The sequence below is a fragment of the Streptomyces sp. DvalAA-43 genome (assembly GCF_900091725.1).
GTDB classification, from domain to species: domain Bacteria; phylum Actinomycetota; class Actinomycetes; order Streptomycetales; family Streptomycetaceae; genus Streptomyces; species Streptomyces pulveraceus.
In genome coordinates this window covers 153,288-172,184 of sequence record NZ_FMBW01000040.1, presented here as the reverse complement: position 1 = coordinate 172,184, position 18,897 = coordinate 153,288, and the positions used below count along the sequence as shown (strand labels likewise).

General features: G+C 73.0%; 18 protein-coding genes. 13 read left to right on the top strand and 5 right to left on the bottom strand.

Annotated features, from left to right (window positions below):
• Positions 1–87: 87 nt before the first annotated feature.
• Positions 88–783 (bottom strand): FadR/GntR family transcriptional regulator, encoded by a 696-nt coding sequence (locus GA0115234_RS13410; RefSeq protein ID WP_093541616.1) that lies wholly within the window; start codon positions 781–783, stop codon positions 88–90.
• A 163-nt stretch (positions 784–946) separates the two neighbouring features.
• Between GA0115234_RS13410 and GA0115234_RS13405 the strand changes: the two genes are divergently transcribed.
• Positions 947–1,879 carry a DUF2510 domain-containing protein gene (locus GA0115234_RS13405; protein ID WP_093541204.1) on the top strand — a complete coding sequence of 311 codons (933 nt, stop codon included), beginning with the start codon at positions 947–949 and terminating at the stop codon, positions 1,877–1,879.
• Positions 1,880–1,894: 15 nt separating this feature from the next.
• On the opposite strand, the gene GA0115234_RS13400 is transcribed toward GA0115234_RS13405, so the two are convergent.
• Entirely contained in the window at positions 1,895–3,097 is a 1,203-nt protein-coding gene (locus GA0115234_RS13400) for an amino acid deaminase/aldolase (RefSeq protein WP_093541202.1), read from the bottom strand.
• A 473-nt stretch (positions 3,098–3,570) separates the two neighbouring features.
• Here GA0115234_RS13400 and GA0115234_RS13395 point away from each other — a divergent pair, with 473 nt between their 5' ends.
• Both GA0115234_RS13395 and mycP read left to right on the top strand, forming a co-directional pair.
• Positions 3,571–4,467: a hypothetical protein gene (locus tag GA0115234_RS13395; protein ID WP_093541614.1), complete on the top strand. Its 897-nt coding sequence runs from the start codon at positions 3,571–3,573 to the stop codon at positions 4,465–4,467.
• Positions 4,464–5,657 (top strand): type VII secretion-associated serine protease mycosin, encoded by a 1,194-nt coding sequence (mycP, locus tag GA0115234_RS13390; protein ID WP_093541200.1) that lies wholly within the window; start codon positions 4,464–4,466, stop codon positions 5,655–5,657. The genes GA0115234_RS13395 and mycP overlap by 4 nt, the downstream gene beginning before the upstream one ends.
• Positions 5,658–5,670: 13 nt before the next feature.
• On the opposite strand, the gene GA0115234_RS13385 is transcribed toward mycP, so the two are convergent.
• Entirely contained in the window at positions 5,671–6,384 is a 714-nt protein-coding gene (locus GA0115234_RS13385) for a serine hydrolase (protein ID WP_370804381.1), read from the bottom strand.
• 112 nt (positions 6,385–6,496) lie between these two features.
• Here GA0115234_RS13385 and GA0115234_RS13380 point away from each other — a divergent pair, with 112 nt between their 5' ends.
• Positions 6,497–7,225, top strand: a complete 729-nt coding sequence (locus GA0115234_RS13380) for an SseB family protein (RefSeq protein WP_093541196.1) — start codon at positions 6,497–6,499, stop codon at positions 7,223–7,225.
• Between the two features lie 66 nt (positions 7,226–7,291).
• Here GA0115234_RS13380 and GA0115234_RS13375 read toward each other — a convergent pair whose 3' ends face one another.
• The gene (locus tag GA0115234_RS13375) at positions 7,292–7,654 is read right to left on the bottom strand and encodes a DUF1844 domain-containing protein (protein ID WP_093541194.1); all 363 of its coding nucleotides are present in this window, start codon (positions 7,652–7,654) and stop codon (positions 7,292–7,294) included.
• Positions 7,655–7,997: 343 nt separating this feature from the next.
• Between GA0115234_RS13375 and infC the strand changes: the two genes are divergently transcribed.
• The 9 genes from infC to GA0115234_RS13325 all read left to right on the top strand — a co-directional run bounded on the left by infC (position 7,998) and on the right by GA0115234_RS13325 (position 17,907).
• On the top strand, positions 7,998–8,696 hold the full coding sequence (gene infC, locus GA0115234_RS13365) for a translation initiation factor IF-3 (RefSeq protein WP_218107178.1): 699 nt from the start codon (positions 7,998–8,000) through the stop codon (positions 8,694–8,696).
• Positions 8,697–8,816: 120 nt separating this feature from the next.
• Positions 8,817–9,011, top strand: coding sequence for a 50S ribosomal protein L35 (rpmI, locus tag GA0115234_RS13360; RefSeq protein ID WP_072484441.1), 195 nt, complete (start codon positions 8,817–8,819; stop codon positions 9,009–9,011).
• Positions 9,012–9,120: 109 nt separating this feature from the next.
• Positions 9,121–9,504, top strand: a complete 384-nt coding sequence (gene rplT, locus GA0115234_RS13355; RefSeq protein ID WP_072484442.1) for a 50S ribosomal protein L20 — start codon at positions 9,121–9,123, stop codon at positions 9,502–9,504.
• Between the two features lie 125 nt (positions 9,505–9,629).
• Positions 9,630–10,460, top strand: coding sequence for a TrmH family RNA methyltransferase (locus tag GA0115234_RS13350; protein ID WP_093541190.1), 831 nt, complete (start codon positions 9,630–9,632; stop codon positions 10,458–10,460).
• Between the two features lie 103 nt (positions 10,461–10,563).
• Positions 10,564–11,727: a sensor histidine kinase gene (locus tag GA0115234_RS13345; RefSeq protein WP_093541188.1), complete on the top strand. Its 1,164-nt coding sequence runs from the start codon at positions 10,564–10,566 to the stop codon at positions 11,725–11,727.
• A 146-nt stretch (positions 11,728–11,873) separates the two neighbouring features.
• Positions 11,874–13,001 carry a phenylalanine--tRNA ligase subunit alpha gene (gene pheS / locus GA0115234_RS13340; protein WP_093541186.1) on the top strand — a complete coding sequence of 376 codons (1,128 nt, stop codon included), beginning with the start codon at positions 11,874–11,876 and terminating at the stop codon, positions 12,999–13,001.
• On the top strand, positions 13,001–15,514 hold the full coding sequence (gene pheT, locus GA0115234_RS13335; RefSeq protein WP_093541184.1) for a phenylalanine--tRNA ligase subunit beta: 2,514 nt from the start codon (positions 13,001–13,003) through the stop codon (positions 15,512–15,514). The genes pheS and pheT overlap by 1 nt, the downstream gene beginning before the upstream one ends.
• Before the next feature lie 425 nt (positions 15,515–15,939).
• Complete coding sequence (locus GA0115234_RS13330; RefSeq protein WP_093541182.1) at positions 15,940–17,289, top strand: transcriptional regulator; 1,350 nt, start codon at positions 15,940–15,942, stop codon at positions 17,287–17,289.
• 87 nt (positions 17,290–17,376) lie between these two features.
• Positions 17,377–17,907, top strand: a complete 531-nt coding sequence (locus GA0115234_RS13325; RefSeq protein WP_093541180.1) for an NUDIX domain-containing protein — start codon at positions 17,377–17,379, stop codon at positions 17,905–17,907.
• Positions 17,908–17,979: 72 nt separating this feature from the next.
• On the opposite strand, the gene GA0115234_RS13320 is transcribed toward GA0115234_RS13325, so the two are convergent.
• The gene (locus tag GA0115234_RS13320) at positions 17,980–18,840 is read right to left on the bottom strand and encodes a 3-hydroxybutyryl-CoA dehydrogenase (RefSeq protein WP_093541178.1); all 861 of its coding nucleotides are present in this window, start codon (positions 18,838–18,840) and stop codon (positions 17,980–17,982) included.
• Positions 18,841–18,897 lie beyond the last annotated feature (57 nt).

The following is an 18,897-nucleotide window of genomic DNA, read 5'->3' as shown; positions in this document are numbered from 1 at the left end:
CCCCTCGGACACAAGGTGCCAAAGGTGACGGATCAGACCTTTGTGTCGTCCGGGTGCTCCGGGCTCGGTCGTCCGTGTGCTCCGGGCTCAGGTCAGGAAACCGCGCAGCAGCGCGGCCGTCCCCGCGCAGTGCTCGCGCATCACCGCGCGCGCGGCCTCCCCGTCCCCGTCGAGGACCGCCTCGACGAGGCTGGTGTGCTGGTGCTGCGAATGCTCCAGGTTCCGTACGAGCAGCGGTATGCAGTCCAGCAGGTCGTTCAGGCCGGCCCGGACGGCCGCGTACTGCGTGGTCAGCGACGCGGACCCGGAGAGCTCGGCCAGGGTCAGATGGAACAGCGTGTCGCGCCTGCGGTAGTCCTGGAGCGGCGCCTCGTGCGTCGCCGTCAGGGCCGCGCGCAGCCGGTCCGCGCCCTCGCCGTCGAGCCCCCGCGCGGCGCACAGCTCGGCCGCCCCGGCCTCCAGCACCTCGCGGAAGCGCAGCACGTCCTCGATGTCGACGGACGCGATCCTCCGGCGCAGCTCGTCCTCGCCGGGGCTCTCGGTGCGCAGCAGCACGAACGTGCCGCCGTACCGGCCGCGCCTGCTCTCCACCAGACCCTGGTCCTGCAACACCTTCAGCACCTCGCGCAGGGTGACCCGGCTGATCCCCAGCAGCTCGGCCAGATCGCGCTCGGCCGGCAGCCGGCCGCCGCCCGGCACCAGCCCGAGCCGGATCACCTGGAGGATCTGCTCCAGCGCCTCCTCGAAGCCGTTCCCCGCCCGGACCGGCCGCAGCACGGGCATCAGGCGGTCGATGAACTCGCTCTCCCCTGCCACGCCCCGTTCCCTTCCCGGTCACCCGGCCGACCGTCGGATCAGTGGTCGACCGGTAATGGTTGACGGTCACACCTTAAGTCTTCCGCCGATCGGCCGGTCCGCGCCGGTGACCGGACCCTAGAGTGGGCGGATGAGCAACGCGACACCGCCCGGCTGGTACCCGGACGCCTCGGCACCGGGCACCGACCGCTGGTGGGACGGCACGGCGTGGACCGCGCACACCCGCCCGGCCGCCCCGGCACCCCAGGCATTCGGTCCGCCCGAGCCGGTCACCGCCGCGTCCGGCGACACCACCACCGCGGCCCGGGGCGGCACCCGGATCGTCGCGCTCGCCGTGGCCGGGCTGATCGTCGTCGGCGCCGCCGTCACCGGAGCCGTCCTGCTGGGCAGGGGCGACGACACCACGCGCCCCGAGGCCGGACCGAGCGGCTCCGTACCGCCGTCCACCACCGCGACGGCCACCCCGTCGCCCGACGGCTCACCGGCCGAGGACGACCCCAAGGTCCTCGTCGACCAGCTCAACGGCATCACCCTGCCGGTCCCCGACGGCTGGGAGAAGCCCGGCAGGACCGTCGAACCGGTCCCCACCATGCGCACCGTCGACCCCTACGAGTGCCCCGGCAGCTCCTCCGACTTCTGCTACCACGGCACGGTGACCAGCCGCACCGCGAGCGCCACCGACATCACCTCCGCCGAGCAGCTCGCCAGGCAGGACATCACCGCCGCCGCCGACCGCGCCTACGAGAAGAACATCGTCGGCGACCGGATCCACGGCGGCATCACCTCCCACGACCAGCTCGACTCCGCGCCCGTGAGCGTCGCCGGGCGGGCCGGGTACCAGGTGCGCTGGCGCGTGAACACGGCCAAGGGGCCCGGTGGTTACGTCCAGTCGCTCGTCTTCCCGTCCACGGTCGGCAGCGAATCGCTGATCATCGTGCGCTACGCCTTCGACGCGGGGCCCGACGGGCCGCCGCTCTCGCTGATGGACACCCTCACCAAGGGAATCCGGCCGATCGGCGACAGCGCGACGAGCGGTGGAGCGGGCAGCTCGATCGCGCCCTGACCCGGGCCGCCGGGCTCACAGGAACGTACGGCCCTCGCCCCGGTACGTCGGCACGGTCGCGGTCACCCGGTCGCCCTCGATCAGCTGCAACTCATCGAAGCGCTCGCACAGTTCACCGGCCTTCGCGTGCCGGAACCACACCTTGTCGCCGATCAGCAGATCGTCGGCCGGAGCGCCGAGCAGCGGGGTCTGCACCTCGCCCGGCCCCTCCTGCGGGTCGTAGCGCAGCCCCTCCGGCAGATACGGGACGGGCAGCCGGTCCGGGCCCGCGGGCCCGGACGCCGGATAGCCGCCGCCGAGGACCGTCACCACGCCCACACCCGGCCGGCGCACCACGGGATGGGCGAACAGGGCCGCCGGACGCGCCGTGAACGACGTGTAGTTGTCGAACAGCCTCGGTACGTAGAGCCCCGACCCGGCCGCGATCTCGGTCACCGCGCGCTCGGCCGCCGTGTGCTGCACGCTGCCCGTGCCGCCGCCGTTCACGAACTCCAGGTCCGGCGCCACCGCCCGTACCGCGCGCACCACCTCGGCCCGCCGGGCGGCCAGTTCCCTGCGGCCCGCGGCCTGCATCAGCCGGACCGCCCGGGAGCGCAGCGGCCGGCCCGCGACCGAGTCCCCGACCCCGGCGATATGACCCTCGTACGCCATCAGGCCCACCAGCCGGAAACCCGGCCGCCGGGCCACCGAGCGTGCCAGCTCGGCCAGTTGGGCGGGGGAGCGCAGCGGTGAACGCAGGGCGCCGACCCTGACCCGGCCGCCGAGCAGCCGGAGCGAGGTGTCCAGCTCCAGACAGACCCGGATCTCCTCGCCCCCGCCCGCCCGCGCCGCGTCGATCAGCTCCAGCTGCGCGTGGTCGTCGACCATCACGGTCACCGCGGCGGCCAGCTTCGGATCGGCGGCCAGCTCCGCGAAGGCGGCCCGGTCAGCCGACGGATAGGCCAGCAGCACGTCCTCGAACCCGGCCCGCGTGAGCCACAGCGACTCCGCCAGCGTGAACGACATGATCCCGGCGAAACCGGGCCGCGCGAGCACTCGCTCCAACAGGGCCCGGCAGCGCACCGACTTGCTCGCCACCCGGACCGGCTTCCCGCCCGCCCGGCGGACCAGATCGTCGGCATTGGCGTCGAACGCGTCGAGATCGACGACGGCGATCGGGGCGTCCAGATGGGCAGTGGCCCGGTTGTAACGGGTCCGGTCAGCGGCGCGGGCAGTCATGGCCGCAGCTTGCCAGACGTCCGTACCGCTGGGTAGGGGGATGATCCGCGCAGATCGTCCGGGGCCGGGCGGCCCGCTCCCGCAGGGGCCGTCCCACCCCGTAGAGTGACGGCACGCGGCAACCAACGGGCCTGCCTGTGACGTCGATCCGCGCACGGTACGGAATGGGACCAGGGGGGCGGATGAGTACCGAGGCGCAGCGCGCTCCCGTCCCGCCCCGCCCCACCACCCCGCCCCCGACGCAGGACCCGGCGGCGACGACCGACGGCGTCCCCGCCCCGACGGGCCCGGACACCCCGCCGCCCCCGGCGGACGTCCCGCCCGTGGAGACCACGGCCCGGCTCCGGCCCGTGCCCCCGGCTCCCGCCCCACCCGCCGGCCCCCCGCCCGCGACCGTCCCCGAGACGCCCGCCGTCGTCCCACCGCGACCGGAACAGCCGCCCGCGGCGACCCGTCGGCGGCCCGTCGGTGCCGTGGACCTCACCCCGCGCCCGGGAGTGGCCCCGACCGGGCCGGCCCCCGTCCCGTACGCGTACCGACCGCCCCCGCCGTACCACGGCGTCCCTCCCGAGACGCCCGCCGAGACCACCACCCGGCTCCGCCCGATCCGTACCCGGCACCCCGCCAGGACCGCGAGCGCCGCGGTCTGCGTCGTGCTCGGGCTCGGACTGATCGGCGGCGCGGCCACCGGCGCCTGGCTCACCAGCGACTCCTCGGCCGACGCGACCGCCCACAGCGCCTACACCGTGGGCCGCTCCGCCTGGCACAGCGTCCCCGTGGACACCCTCTTCCCCCGCACGCTGAAGGGGGAAGGGGCGGGCCCCGGCGGCGCCGACCGGGTCTGGACCCGGATCGCCGTCGCCCCGGACAGCGGCTGCCGGGCGGCCCTGGACCCGCTGCTCGCCAGGACCCTCGGCCCGGTCGGCTGCGAGCGCCTGCTCCGCGCCACCTACACCGACGCCACCAGCAGCAGCGTCACCACGGTCGGGGTGATCTTCACCGAGGGCGACGCGGCGGCGATGAGGGCGCTGAACTCCCGCTTCACCGGCCAGCACCTCGGCCGGCGCACCGACCTGATGCCCCGCACGTACCCCGTCAAGGGCACGGCCGCCGCCGGATTCGGCGACCGGCAGCGGGCCAGCTGGACGGTCCACGTACTGACCGAGGTGCCCGTCGTGGTGTTCGCCGTGTCCGGCTTCGCCGACGGGCGCACCGTCACCGACCCGCAGCCCGTCGACAGCGCCACGGCCGCGGACGCCACGACGGCCGCCGCCCAGGCCGGGCTGGGCCACGAGGCCAAGGGCATAGCCGACCGGATCGAACGCGATCTGCGCCGGACCGTCACCGACCTCACGGAGAAGCCGGAATGAGCCGCCGCAGCCGCCGCCGCGCCCTGGGCGCGGTCTGCGCCGCCACCGCGTTCGCGCTCCTGCCCGCGTCCCCGGCCCGTGCCGACGCCATCCGGGACCAGCAGTGGGGCCTCCAGGCCCTCCACACCGACCAGGCGTGGCGGACCACCAAGGGGAAGGGAATCACCGTCGCCGTCGTCGACACCGGGGTCGACGGCAGCCTTCCCGACCTCACCGGACAGGTCCTGCCCGGCAAGGACATGATCGGTTTCGGCGCCGGGCGGGGCGACCGCGCCTGGGCCCGGCACGGTACCGCGATGGCGGGCATCATCGCCGGTCACGGCCATGGAGACGGGCGCGGCGACGGGGTGCTCGGCATCGCGCCCGAGGCGAAGATCCTCCCTGTCCGGGTGATCCTCGAAGCCTCCGACCCGGCCCGCGCCAAGGCCCGGGAGTCACGCGGCACCGCCCTCGCCGACGGCATCCGCTGGGCCGCCGACCACGGCGCCGACGTCATCAACCTCTCGCTCGGCGACGACAGCAAGTCCGCCCACCCCGAGCCGGGCGAGGACGCCGCCATCCAGTACGCGCTGAAGAGGGGGGCCGTCGTCGTGGCCTCCGCGGGCAACGGGGGCGAGAAGGGCGACCACATCTCGTACCCCGCCGCCTACCCCGGCGTGATCGCGGTCGCGGCCGTCGACCGGTACGGCACCCACGCCGCGTTCTCCACCCGCCGCTGGTACGCCACCGTCAGCGCCCCCGGGGTCGACATCGTCGTCGCCGCACCGGACCACCAGTACTACGTCGAATGGGGCACCTCCGCCGCCTCCGCCTTCGTCTCGGGCGCGGTCGCGCTGGTCCGCGCCGCGCACCCGGGACTCACACCCGCCCAGATCAAGAAGCTCCTCACGGACACGGCCCGCAGCGCCCCCTCGTCCGGCCGTGACGACGCCCGGGGGTACGGCGTCGTCGACCCCGCCGCCGCGATCGAGGCCGGGGCCGCGCTCCGCCCGGCCGGTCTGCGCGCAGAGTCCGCCGGATCGGGCTACCGCAAGCGGTACTTCGGCCCCGGCCCCGACCTCGGACACGACGAGAGCAGCCCCGCGGTCTGGCTCGCCGTCGGCGCGGGCGGTCTCGGAGCGGTCCTGCTGGCCCTGGCCGTGGTGCTCTGGCGCGGCAGGGGCCGAGGTCCGGCCGCCACCCGCGGCTGAGCCGCGGGCCCGCTCAGCGCGGGGTGCCGACCACGCCCACCGCGGCCCTCGCCACCCCTTCGACCAGCGCGATCCCCGACTCCTTCGTCGCGTGCCCGTCCGAGAGCACCGCGACCAGACAGGTGCGCCCGCCGGTCCGGACCCGCCCGATGCTGTTGATGTCCCACAGCCCGGTCGTCGTCCGCGGCATCCAGCCGTTCTTCAGGGCCCAGCCGCCGCCCGCCGCCGACACCCCCCACCGCTGACCGGGCTCGACCCGCGCCATCAGCCCCCGCAGATACGCGCGGGACTCCTCGCCCAGCTCCGAATCCGTGCCGAACACCGCCCGCAGCAGCGTCAGCTGGTCCGCCGCCGTCGTCCGGGTCAGCCCCCAGGCGCGCGCCGCCACGGTCCCGGTCAGCCCCAGGCGCCCATGGGCCGCGTCGAGCGCCGCCGGGCCACCGATGGCCCGCAGCAGGGCGGTGGCGGAGGCGTTGTCGCTCCGTACGATCATGGCGGTGGCGCGGTCGTGCTCGACGGCCGTCAGCGCGCGCCCCTCGTCCTGGGCGATGAGCAGCAGCGCCGCGACCAGGCCGACCTTGACGATGCTGGCGGTGTCGAACGCGCCGTCCCCGTGGACCGCCCGCGCCCCGCTCCCCGTGTCCAGCACGGCGGCCGACACCCTCGCACCACCCGCGTCCCTCAGCAACGGCTCCACCGCGTCGGTCAGCGCCGCGTCGAGATCCACCGGCCGCTCCTTACTCCTCGTCGCCGCGACCGACGATACGGACCCGGCCCCGGGGGCCGGCCGACGCCGACCTGTCGGCGGGGCGCAAGAGCCCAGGCACTACGCTCGCCCTGTGGCGCAGAAGAACATTCCGGACCCCGGATACTCCGACGACGACGGCACGGCCGACCCGGCACTCACCGAGGCGCTGGCCGCCTGGGCCGAGGACCGCAGAGCGGTCGGCCCGGTACTCGAAGCCCTCAAGGGCACCCGGCTCCTGGTCCCGGTCGTCGCGGTGCTCGGGGAGGTGGAGGAGGACGAGAACGGGCTGCGTCGCGAGAAGACCAGCGACATGGCCGTCCCCACCCTCCAGGCGGGGGACCGCCGTGCCCTGCCCGCCTTCACCTCGACGGCCTCGCTGGCCCTCTGGGATCCGCAGGCACGCCCCGTCGCCGTACCGCTCCACCAGGCGCTGCAGGCCGCCGCGCACGAGAAGGCGGACACGGTCGTCCTCGACCTCGCGGGCCCGGTCGCGTTCGAGCTGACCGGCCCGGCCCTGCTCGCCCTCGCCGAGGGCCGCAGCAGCGCCGACCCGCTGGACGACCCCGCCGTCACCTCGGCGGTGCGGAACGCGGTCGCCGCCGAGCCCGCGGTGGTCCGGGCCCATCTCGGCCCCGGCCGGGCCGACGGCACCCTCGCCCTCGTCCTCGCACCCGGTGCCGACCCCGCCGAAGCGGCCCGCCGGGTCGCGGAGCTGCTGGCGGCCGACGAGGTCCTGCGCGCCCGACTGGTGCGCGGACTGGACCTGGCGCTGCTGCCGGCCGACGCCGCCGCACCGGGTGAGCCCCTGTTCACGCGCTGAGCGTGCGTGAGCCCCCTGTCCGCGCCGGGCAGGGGGCTCACGCACGCTCGGGGAAGCCGGGTGGGATCAGCCGAAGACGGGGCCGGTGTACTTCTCGCCGGGGCCCTGACCGGGCTCGTCCGGTACGAGCGACGCCTCGCGGAAGGCGAGCTGGAGCGACTTCAGGCCGTCCCGCAGCGGGGCCGCGTGGAAGGAGCTGATCTCGGTGGTGCTGGCGTCCAGCAGGCCGGCCAGCGCGTGCACCAGCTTGCGGGCCTCGTCGAGGTCCTTGTGCTCCTCGCCGTCCTCGGTCAGCCCGAGCTTCACGGCGGCGGCGCTCATCAGATTGACCGCGACCGTCACGATCACCTCGACCGCGGGCACCTCCGCGATGTCGCGGGCCATGTCGTCGAAGCCGGGGGAATCACTGGTGGGGGTCGCGTCACTCATGCGCCATACGATAGGCCCACGCCGATGCCGCCCCGCTCGCGGGAGCGGTGGTCGCAGGCTGGTTAGCGTACGCCCGGGGGAGCTGCTAACCTTGTGTAACGACCGGCTGGGCAGCTATGTGCCCGGCCCACAAGTGGAGGCTCCGATCTCCCACCTGGCCGCTCTTCAAGGGCGGCGGGTCATCCGGTCAGGCGGTGGCCATCGTTCCGTACGGACGATGGGACCGCCCGATGTGCCCCGCGGTTGACCGCGGTGGTTCCGGTTGTTCCAGGAGCCCCGCCTGTGTCCCGTCCGGGGCATTTTTATTGCACTGGTGCGGTTGGTCTCACGAAACAGACGTTACGTGGCTGTCCGCCAGGCGGCCGCGTGGTGCTACCGAGGAGGATCCATCAGCGCCGAGCCCCGCATCAACGACCGGATTCGCGTTCCCGAGGTGCGACTTGTCGGTCCCAGCGGCGAGCAGGTCGGGATTGTTCCGCTTGCCAAGGCCCTGGAACTCGCACAGGAGTACGACCTCGACCTGGTCGAGGTGGCGGCGACCGCCCGTCCGCCCGTGTGCAAGCTCATGGACTACGGGAAGTTCAAGTACGAGTCGGCCATGAAGGCCCGTGAGGCGCGCAAGAACCAGGCGCACACGGTCATCAAGGAGATGAAGCTCCGGCCGAAGATCGACCCGCACGACTATGACACCAAGAAGGGTCACGTCGTCCGGTTCCTCAAGCAGGGCGACAAGGTCAAGATCACGATCATGTTCCGTGGTCGTGAGCAGTCCCGCCCGGAGCTGGGCTTCCGACTGCTCCAGCGTCTGGCTTCGGACGTGGAGGAACTCGGCTTCATCGAGTCCAACCCGAAGCAGGACGGCCGGAACATGATCATGGTTCTGGGCCCGCACAAGAAGAAGACCGAAGCCATGGCCGAGGCCCGCGAGGCCCAGGCCGCCCGCAAGGCGGAGCGTCAGGGTTCCACCCCCGACGCCGAGGCCGCGGACGAGGTTGCCGAAGCGCAGCCCGAGGCTCCGGCCGAGACACCTTCCGAGGCGTGACCTCAGGGGTCGCCATCCAGGCGACCCCGGGTCTCCCCGGAATTCCCACCAAGATCTGACGCCCCTGCTGCCCGGTGCCCGCACCGCGAGGGGCGCCACTGACGAGGAGAGAACGGCGCGATGCCGAAGAACAAGACGCACAGCGGTGCCAGCAAGCGCTTCAAGATCACCGGCTCCGGCAAGGTGCTCCGTGAGCGCGCGGGCAAGCGCCACCTTCTTGAGCACAAGTCGTCCAAGAAGACCCGCTCGCTGACCGGCACGGTCGTAGTGGCTCCGTCCGACGCCAAGAAGATCAAGAAGCTTCTCGGCAAGTGAGTCCGCGGCCCGCGGTGAACCCGTGGGCGGCGTACTCGACTCAGACCGGGACCAATTCGTTTCCGGGCCGTGTGAGTCCAACCACGGCCCCGCTACAAGGAGTTAAAAAGTGGCACGCGTCAAGCGGGCAGTAAACGCGCACAAGAAGCGCCGGGCGATCCTCGAGCAGGCCAGCGGTTACCGGGGCCAGCGCTCCCGTCTGTACCGCAAGGCGAAGGAGCAGGTCACCCACTCCCTCGTCTACAACTACAACGACCGCAAGAAGCGCAAGGGCGACTTCCGTCAGCTGTGGATCCAGCGCATCAACGCCGCTGCCCGCCAGAACGGCATGACGTACAACCGCCTCATCCAGGGTCTGAAGGCCGCCAACATCGAGGTGGACCGCAAGATCCTGGCCGAGCTCGCGGTCAACGACAGCAACGCGTTCGCCGCTCTCGTCGAGGTTGCCCAGAAGGCCCTCCCGAGCGACGTCAACGCCCCGAAGGCCGCCTGATCCAGGTCGCACTTCCTGTCTTCTGAGCCGGACCCGCAGGCGCTCGCCGTCTGCGGGTCCGGTGCGTTGCACGACACATTCCGCAACCCCGCCACCTCCGTACGCAGAGAGGCCCGCCGCCGACCATGGGCACCCCCGAACTGATCTCCCCGCGATCGCCGCGCGTCACCGCCGCCCGACGGCTGGCCAAGCGCAACTTCCGCGGCAAGGAGCGCAGGTTCATCGCCGAGGGGCCGCAGGCCGTGCGCGAGGCCGCCGAGCACCGCGGCAGCGACGGCGAGCCGACCCTGACCGAGCTGTTCGCCACCGTCGAGGCGGCCGAGCGGTACGCCGACATCGTCGCCGCCGCCCACGCGGCCGGCGCCCGGGTGCACCTCGCCGACGGCGAGGTGCTCGCCGACGTGTCCCAGACCGTCACCCCGCAGGGCCTGATCGGTGTCTGCCGCTTCCTCGACACCCCGTTCGACGCGATCCTCGCCGCGAAGCCGAAGCTCGTCGCCGTCCTCGCCCATGTCCGTGACCCCGGCAACGCCGGTACGGTGCTGCGCTGCGCCGACGCGGCGGGCGCCGACGCCGTCGTGCTCACCGACGCCTCGGTGGACCTCTACAACCCCAAGTCCGTCCGGGCCTCGGTCGGTTCGCTCTTCCACCTGCCGGTCGCCGTCGGCGTCCCGGTCGAACAGGCCGTGCGGGGGCTGCGGGAGGCGGGCGTACGGATCCTCGCCGCCGACGGCGCGGGCGAGGACGACCTCGACGACGAGCTCGACGCGGGCACCATGGGCGGCCCGACCGCCTGGGTCTTCGGCAACGAGGCCTGGGGCCTGCCGGAGGAGACCCGGGCACTGGCCGACGCCGTCGTACGGGTGCCCATCCACGGCAAGGCGGAGAGCCTCAACCTCGCGACGGCGGCGGCCGTCTGCCTGTACGCCTCCGCGCGGGCCCAGCGCCCGAGGTGATCGCGCCTCCGCGCCACCGCAGGGTGTCGCTCCGTCACCGACGACTAGTAGGGTGGCGAACTCGGGGGCCCACTGCACCGGTTCGAGAGGTGGGGTACGGGATATGGCTGTCGGCATGAGCAGGCCGCGCGAGACACATGCGGCCGTCGTGCGCGCCTGCGAACTCCCCGGCGCGGCCGGTGGACCGGACGGGAGCCCGGAGCTCGGAGCCATGGACATGAGTGTCGATCCCGACGACCTGCCCGACGGCCTGGTCGTCGCCGACGAGACCGGCCGGGTCATCTGCTTCAACTCCGCCGCCGCCCGGATCACCGCGGTGCCCCGGGCCGCCGCCCTCGGCCGCTCCCTGGAACACGCGCTGCCGCTGGAGGACCTCAAGGGCCGCCGCTGGTGGACCCTGACCGATCCCTACGGCGGCCTCGCCACCCGGGTCGGCCAGCCCGAGCGCAATCTTCTGCTGCCCGGCGGGCGGGAGGTCCTGGTCTCCGCCCGCTATGTGCGCGAGCACCCGACCGGCCCGGTGCGCCGGGTGGTGGTCTCGCTCCGCGGCACCGAGGCCCGCCGCCGCACCGAGCGCAGCCACGCCGAGCTGATCGCGACCGTCGCCCATGAGCTGCGCTCCCCGCTGACCTCCGTCAAGGGCTTCACCGCGACCCTCCTCGCCAAGTGGGAGCGGTTCACCGACGACCAGAAGCGCCTGATGCTGGAGACGGTCGACGCCGACGCGGGCCGCGTCACCCGGCTGATCGCCGAGCTGCTCGACATCTCCCGGATCGACTCCGGCCGCCTGGAGCTGCGGCGCCAGCCCGTGGACCTCTCCGCCGCCGTCGAGCGCCACATCCAGGCGTTCACCGCGAGCGGCCAGTCCCCCGACCGCTTCCTCGTCCGCACCTGCCAGCCGCTGCCCGCGGTCTGGGCCGACCCGGACAAGGTCGACCAGGTGCTGGGCAACCTGCTGGAAAACGCGGTGCGCCACGGCGAGGGAACCGTCACCATCGAAGTCGCACCCGCACCCGCGAAGAGCGACGAGAAGGGAACGGCCGTCACCGTGAGCGACGAAGGCCCCGGCATCCCCGAGGAGTCGATGGGCCGTGTCTTCACCCGCTTCTGGCGGGGGAGCAAGCGCGGCGGTACGGGCCTGGGCCTCTACATCGTCAAGGGCATCGTCGAGGCGCACGGCGGCACGATCACGGTCGGCCGCGGCCCCGGCGGCGGCGCGGAATTCCGGTTTATCCTGCCCGTGAGCACGCCGGCCTACCTGGTCTGAGCGGCCCACGGGCCTCCCACACATCCTGTGGCCCTTAGACTCGACCTTTGGCACCTTTGCGTCCTCCAGTCGTCGATCGGGGCCATGGGGGTCCGGGGCATCCCCCCGGTAAGCGCAGTATCAGCCAATCGGAAGCACGGGAAGAGATGTCGGCACCGAACAAGTCGTACGACCCAGTCGAGGTCGAGGCACTGAAACCGGAAGAGATCGAGCGCATGCGGGACGAGGCGTTCGCCGCCTTCGCCGCCGCCAGTGACCTCGACGCGCTCGCCCAGGCGAAGACCGCGCACACCGGTGGTACCTCGCCGCTGTCGCTCGCCAACCGCGAGATCGGCGCACTGCCGCCGCAGGCCAAGGCCGAGGCCGGCAAGCGCGTGGGCCAGGCCCGCGGCGCCGTCTCCAAGGCCCTCGCCGCCCGTCAGGCGGAGCTGGAGGCCGAGCGGGACGCCCGCGTGCTGGTCGAGGAGGCGGTGGATGTCACCCTGCCCTACGACCGCACCCCGGCCGGTGCCCGCCACCCGCTGACGACCATCATGGAGCGCGTCGCGGACGTCTTCGTGGCCATGGGCTACGAGGTCGCCGAGGGCCCCGAGGCCGAGGCGGAGTGGTTCAACTTCGACGCCCTGAACTTCGTGCCCGACCACCCGGCCCGGCAGATGCAGGACACCTTCTTCGTCCAGGGCGCCGACGGTGCCAGGACCGACGAGTCCGGTGTCGTGCTGCGTACCCACACCTCGCCGGTCCAGGCCCGTTCCCTGCTCGACCGGGAGCCGCCGGTCTACGTCGTCTGCCCCGGCCGCGTCTACCGCACCGACGAGCTCGACGCGACGCACACCCCCGTCTTCCACCAGATCGAGCTGCTGGCCGTCGACGAGGGCCTCACCATGGCCGACCTCAAGGGCACCCTCGACCACATGGTCCAGGCGCTCTTCGGCCCGGACATGAAGACCCGGCTCCGGCCGAACTTCTTCCCGTTCACCGAGCCGTCCGCCGAGATGGACATGGTCTGCTACGTCTGCCGCGGCGCGTCCGTCGGCAACCCGGACCGCCCCTGCCGCACCTGCGGCAGCGAGGGCTGGATCGAGCTCGGCGGCTGCGGCATGGTCAACCCCAAGGTGCTCATCGCCTGCGGCGTCGACCCTCAGAAGTACAGCGGATTCGCCTTCGGGTTCGGCATCGAACGGATGCTGATGTTCCGCCACAACGTAGAAGACATGCGAGACATGGTCGAGGGTGACGTCCGGTTCACCCGGCCGTTCGGGATGGAGATCTGATGCGCGTCCCGCTTTCCTGGCTGCGGGAGTACGTCGACCTGCCGGCGACGGAGACCGGCCGTGACGTACAGGCCAAGCTCGTCGCCGTGGGTCTGGAGGTCGAGACCGTCGAGCAGATCGGCGCCGGCCTCAAGGGCCCGCTGGTCGTCGGACAGGTACTGACCATCGAGGAGCTGGAGGGCTTCAAGAAGCCCATCCGCTTCTGCACCGTCGACGTCGGCGACGCCAACGGGACCGGCGAGCCGCAGGAGATCGTCTGCGGCGCCCGCAACTTCGCCGTCGGCGACAAGGTCGTCGTGGTCCTCCCGGGCGCCGTGCTGCCCGGTGACTTCGCGATCGCCGCACGCAAGACGTACGGCAAGACCTCGCACGGCATGATCTGCTCCACCGACGAGCTCGGCATGGGCGACGACGGCACGCACGGCATCATCGTGCTGCCGCCGGAGCACGAGGCCGGCACCGACGCGATCGAGCTGCTCCAGCTCGTCGACGAGGTCCTCGACATCGCCGTCACGCCCGACCGCGGCTACTGCCTCTCCATGCGCGGCGTCGCCCGCGAGACCGCCATCGCGTACGGGCTGCCGCTGCGCGACCCGGCGCTCCTGGACGTGCCCGCGCCGAACGCGTACGGCTACCCGGTCAAGGTCGCCGACCCGATCGGCTGCGACACGTTCACCGCGCGCACCGTCGTCGGCCTCCAGCCCGAGGCCCGCTCCCCGATCTGGCTCCAGCGCCGGCTGCAGAAGGCCGGGATGCGCCCGATCTCGCTCGCCGTCGACATCACCAACTACGTGATGCTGGAGCTCGGCCAGCCGCTGCACGCCTACGACCGCACCCGTGTCGACGGGCCGATCGGGGTGCGCCGCGCCCAGCAGGGCGAGAAGCTCACCACCCTCGACGGCACGGTCCGCGTCCTGGACGCCGAGGACCTGGTCATCACGGACAACCGCGGGCCGATCGGCCTCGCGGGCGTCATGGGCGGTGCCAACACCGAGATCGCGGACGCCCAGGACGGCGAGCACCGCACCACCGAGGTCGTCATCGAGGCCGCGCACTTCGACGCGATCTCGATCGCCCGGACCGCGCGCCGCCACAAGCTGTCCTCCGAGGCGTCCAAGCGCTTCGAGCGCGGCTCGGACCCGCAGGCCGCCGCTGCCGCCGCGCAGCGCACCGTCGACCTGCTGGTGCTGCTCGCCGGTGGCACCGCCGAGGCCGGGGTCACCGAGGTCAGCGCCCCGTCCGCGCCCCGCACCATCGCGATGCCCGCCGATCACCCCGACCGGGTGGCCGGTGTCGCGTACGGCCGCGAGACCGTCGTACGCCGCCTCCAGGAGGTCGGCTGCGACGTCTACGGGCAGGACGAGCTGATCGTCACCGTGCCGTCCTGGCGCCCCGACCTCAGCGAGCCGAACGACCTCGCCGAAGAGGTCATCCGGCTGGAGGGGTACGAGAACCTCCCGTCCACCCTCCCGACCCCGCCGTCCGGCCGCGGGCTCACCGACCGCCAGCGGCTCCACCGCAGGGTCGGCCGGGCGCTCGCCGGAGCCGGCTACGTCGAGGCACTGAACTACCCGTTCCTCGGTGACGCGGTCCTCGACCAGCTCGGGCTCGACGCCGACGACGCCCGTCGCCGTACCGTCAAGCTCGTCAACCCGCTCTCCGACGAGGAGCCGGCGCTCCGCACCACGCTGCTGCCGGGCCTGCTCGGCGCACTGCGGCGCAACGACGGCCGCGGCAGCCACGACCTCGCGCTCTTCGAGACCGGTCTGGTCTTCAGGCCGACCGGCGCCGAGACCAAGGCCGTCCGGCTGCCCGTCGACCGTCGTCCCACCGACGAGGAGATCGCCGGGCTCGACGCCGCGCTGCCGCGTCAGCCGCGCCGTGCCGCGGTCGTCCTCGCGGGCGCCCGCGAGCAGGCCGGCTGGTGGGGCAAGGGCCGCCCGGCCGACTGGGCGGACTCCGTCGAGGCCGCCCGCACGATCGCCCGCGAGGCGGGCGTCGAGGTGACCGTCCGCGGTGACCGGCACGCGCCGTGGCACCCGGGCCGGTGCGCCGCGCTGTACGTCATGGTCGACGGAGAGGAGACCCTCTTCGGACACGCCGGTGAGCTGCACCCGCGCGTCGTGAAGGACCTCCACCTGCCCGAGCGCACCTGTGCCATGGAGGTCGAGCTCGACGTCCTGGAGCAGGCCGTCGACGGCGCGCTCCAGGCGCCCCGGATCTCCACCTTCCCGGTGGCGACCCAGGACGTCGCGCTGATCGTCGCGGAGAACGTCCCGGCCGCCGACGTGGAACGGGCGCTGCGCGAGGGCGCGGGCGAACTGCTCGAATCGGTGCGGCTGTTCGACGTCTTCACCGGTGAGCAGATCGGTGCGGGCCGTAAGTCCCTGGCGTACGCGCTGCGCTTCCGCGCGGCGGACCGCACGCTGACCGTCGACGAGGCCTCGGCCGCGCGCGACGCGGCGGTGGCACTGGCCGCCGAGCGGACGGGCGCGGTGCTGCGGGGCGCGTAGCGTCACGCGGGAACACGGGCGAAGAGGGGCGCATCCGGTGGTGACCGGGTGCGCCCCTCCCGCATGCTCGCCGAGCGGCGCGGACCGCACCCGGGCTCCGGCGCGGCCCGGGGGAACACGGCTCCGGGCCGGCCCGCAGCCACCCTCCGATCCGTGGGCAGTGGGTCGTGCGGTCCGGCGCCGTCCGCGCTGCCGCGGAGTGTCGGGCAGGTCGGCAGAGCGGACGGCGCGGATGCGGGTCGTCGTGCTGTACGAGGGGGAGCAGACGACCCGTCCGCCTCTTGCGAGACGACTGATTCAACCGATCCGCGCGCCGGTGCGACAGGGTGCGCGGCGGGACGGTTCGGGCATTGCGTTCACACCCCGTGTGAATCGTGCTCCACTGGTGCGACACGCCTCGGCGTGCCGAACCACCGGAGGGGCACATGGGGGCAACGGAGCCCAACATTCTGCTGGCTGCCCTGATCGAGGAGGCGGGGGTCTCCCGGGCGGGTCTCGCCGCCCACATCAACCGGGCCGGCCGCTCCCGGGGGCTGCGGCTGCGGTACGAACACACCGCGGTGGCCCGCTGGTTGAAGGGGCAGCGTCCGCGCGGCCAGGTGCCCGACCTGATCTGCGAAGTGCTCGGCAACCGACTGAGCAGGCCCCTCGCGCTGGACGACATCGGCATGGCGGCCCCGGGCACGGCCCCGGCCGTGCCCGCCTCCTCGCTCACCGGCTTCGTGGAGCGGGCCACCGCGCTGTGGCACTCCGACGAGGGGCGGCGCCCGCACGCCCCCGTCCCGGCCGCCGTCACCGGCACCGCGGCGGTGATGCCCGTCTGGGAGTGGGAGAACCCGCCGGAGGACACCGATGTGTCGCGCGGCGGGCCGGTCCGGGTCTGCATGGCCGACATAGTGACCTTGCGCGCGGCCCGTGCCCACTACGAACTGATGTACCGCAGGGCGGGCGGAATCGCGACCCGGTCCCGCGTCGTCGGCTTCCTCAACGCCGAGACCGCCCCGCTGCTGCGCGGCGGCTACACCGACGCGATGGGCCGCCGACTGCACCGGGCGGCGGGCGGTCTGGTGGCGGTCGCGGGGATCTGCGCCTACGACTCCGACGCGCACGGGCTCGCCCAGCGCTACTTCCACCAGGCGCTACGGCTGGCCAAGGCGAGCGGGGACCGGGGGTTCGGCGGCTATGTGATCGCCCTGCTGGTCAACCAGTCGCTCCTGCTCGCCGACTACCGGCAGTCCGTGGCCTTCGCCCAGGCGGCGCTGCGGGCGGCCGGAGGCCACATCAGCCCCGCGCTCGCCGCCGATCTGTACGCGATGCAGGCCAAGGCGTACGCCCGCCTCGGCGACCCGGGCGGTGCCCGGGAGTGCATCCGGCGCGCCGAGTCGGAGGCCGGGCGCATCAGGCCGGGCCATGAACCGGACGAGACGGGGTACGTCCAGCCGGGCCTGGTCGATGTGCAGGTGGCCGAGGCCCTGCTCGGCATCGGTGATCTGGCGGGGGCCCGGGAGCACGCGGCGCAGGCCGTACGGATCCCGGCGCACGACCGGGGCCGGGTGCACCGGCTGGCCGTGCTGACCCATGTCGAGCTGCGTCAGGGCGAGGCGGACCGGGCGGCGGCCACGGCCGAGGAGATGGCGGAGCGGGCCAGGGGTATGGAGTCGCGGCGGCTGCGCGAGCGGTTGCGCGCGGTGCGCGAGGAGCTGGTCGCGAGCGGCTGCGCCGACGCGGGGCGGGCCGCGGACCTGATCGACGGGGCGTTGCGCGTACCGCTGTGAGTGCGCACCCGCGGGGAACGGTGTGTTCCGTTCCGATCCCGCTCCTGCTGCGATGTTGCCACCTACGTGTCGGAAGGTGGCAGAAACGTGCAATGGGCGAATCTGAACGAACAAACTGTGTATGAGAACCGTTGGTTCCGGGTCAATCTCGCGGATGTGGTCATCCCCGACGGGCGCCATCTCGACCACTACCTCATCCGGCTGCGCCCCGTCGCGGCGGCCACCGCCGTCAACGAGGCCGACGAGGTCCTCCTCCTCTGGCGGCACCGGTTCATCACGGACAGCTGGGGCTGGGAGCTGGCCGCGGGAGTCGTCGAGGACGGGGAGTCCCTCGCGGCCGCCGCCGCCCGGGAGATGGAGGAGGAGACCGGCTGGCGCCCCGGGCCGCTGCACCCGCTGCTGACCGTGGAGCCGTCGAACGGACTCACCGACGCCCGGCACCATCTCTTCTGGTCCGAGGAGGCCGCCTGGACCGGTGCGCCCAGTGACGGCTTCGAGTCCTCGCGCCGCGAGTGGATACCGCTCGATCGGGTGCCCGGGATGATCGCCCGGGGCGAGGTCCCGGCCGCCGGCATGGCCGCCGGGCTGATGATGCTCCGTCACTTACGGCTGGGGTGAGACACCGGGAACCGCGTACGGGGCCGGCCCGGGGATCGCCCGGACCGGCCCCGTACGGGCACGAGGGAGGGATCAGGAGTACGGGTAGAAGCCCGAGCCGGTCTTCCGGCCGAGCCTGCCCGCGTCCACCATGCGCTGGAGCAGCGGGGGAGCGGCGTACAGCGGCTCCTTGAACTCCGCGTACATCGAGTCGGCGACCGAGGCCACCGTGTCGAGACCGATCAGGTCGGCGAGCTTGAGCGGGCCCATGGGATGGGCGCAGCCGAGCTCCATGCCGTTGTCGATGTCCTCACGGCTGGCGATCCCGGACTCGAACATCCGGATCGCGGAGAGCAGATACGGAATCAGGAGCGCGTTGACGACGAAGCCGGAGCGGTCCTGGGCGCGGATCGGGTGCTTGCCCAGCACGTCCTGCACCAGCGCCTCGGCGCGCTTGACCGTCTCGTCGGACGTCGTCAGCGCGGGGATCAGCTCGACGAGCTTCTGCACCGGGGCCGGGTTGAAGAAGTGGATGCCGATGACCCGGTCCGGGCGGGAGGTCGCCACGGCCAGCTTCACCAGCGGGATGGAGGAGGTGTTGGAGGCGAGGATCGCGTCCTGCCGGGTCACCACCTGGTCGAGCACCTGGAAGATCTCGGTCTTGACCTGCTCGTTCTCCACGACGGCCTCGATGACCAGATCGCGGTCGGCGAACTCGCCCAGATCCGTGGTGAAGCTCAGCCGGGCGAGTGTTCCGTCGCGCTCCTCGGGAGTGATCTTGCCGCGCTCGGCGGCCTTGGAGAGGGAGTTGTGCAGCCGGGTCCGGCCGATCTCCAACGCCTCGCCGGTGGTCTCGGCCACCAGGACCTCGAGACCGCTGCGGGCGCACACCTCCGCGATACCCGCGCCCATCTGGCCACAGCCCACCACTCCGACGCGTGCAATGTCGGCCATAGAGTCCGTCACCTCGTGCCTTTCGCTGTTCTGCGTGTCGCAGGTTCCCGTCCGATT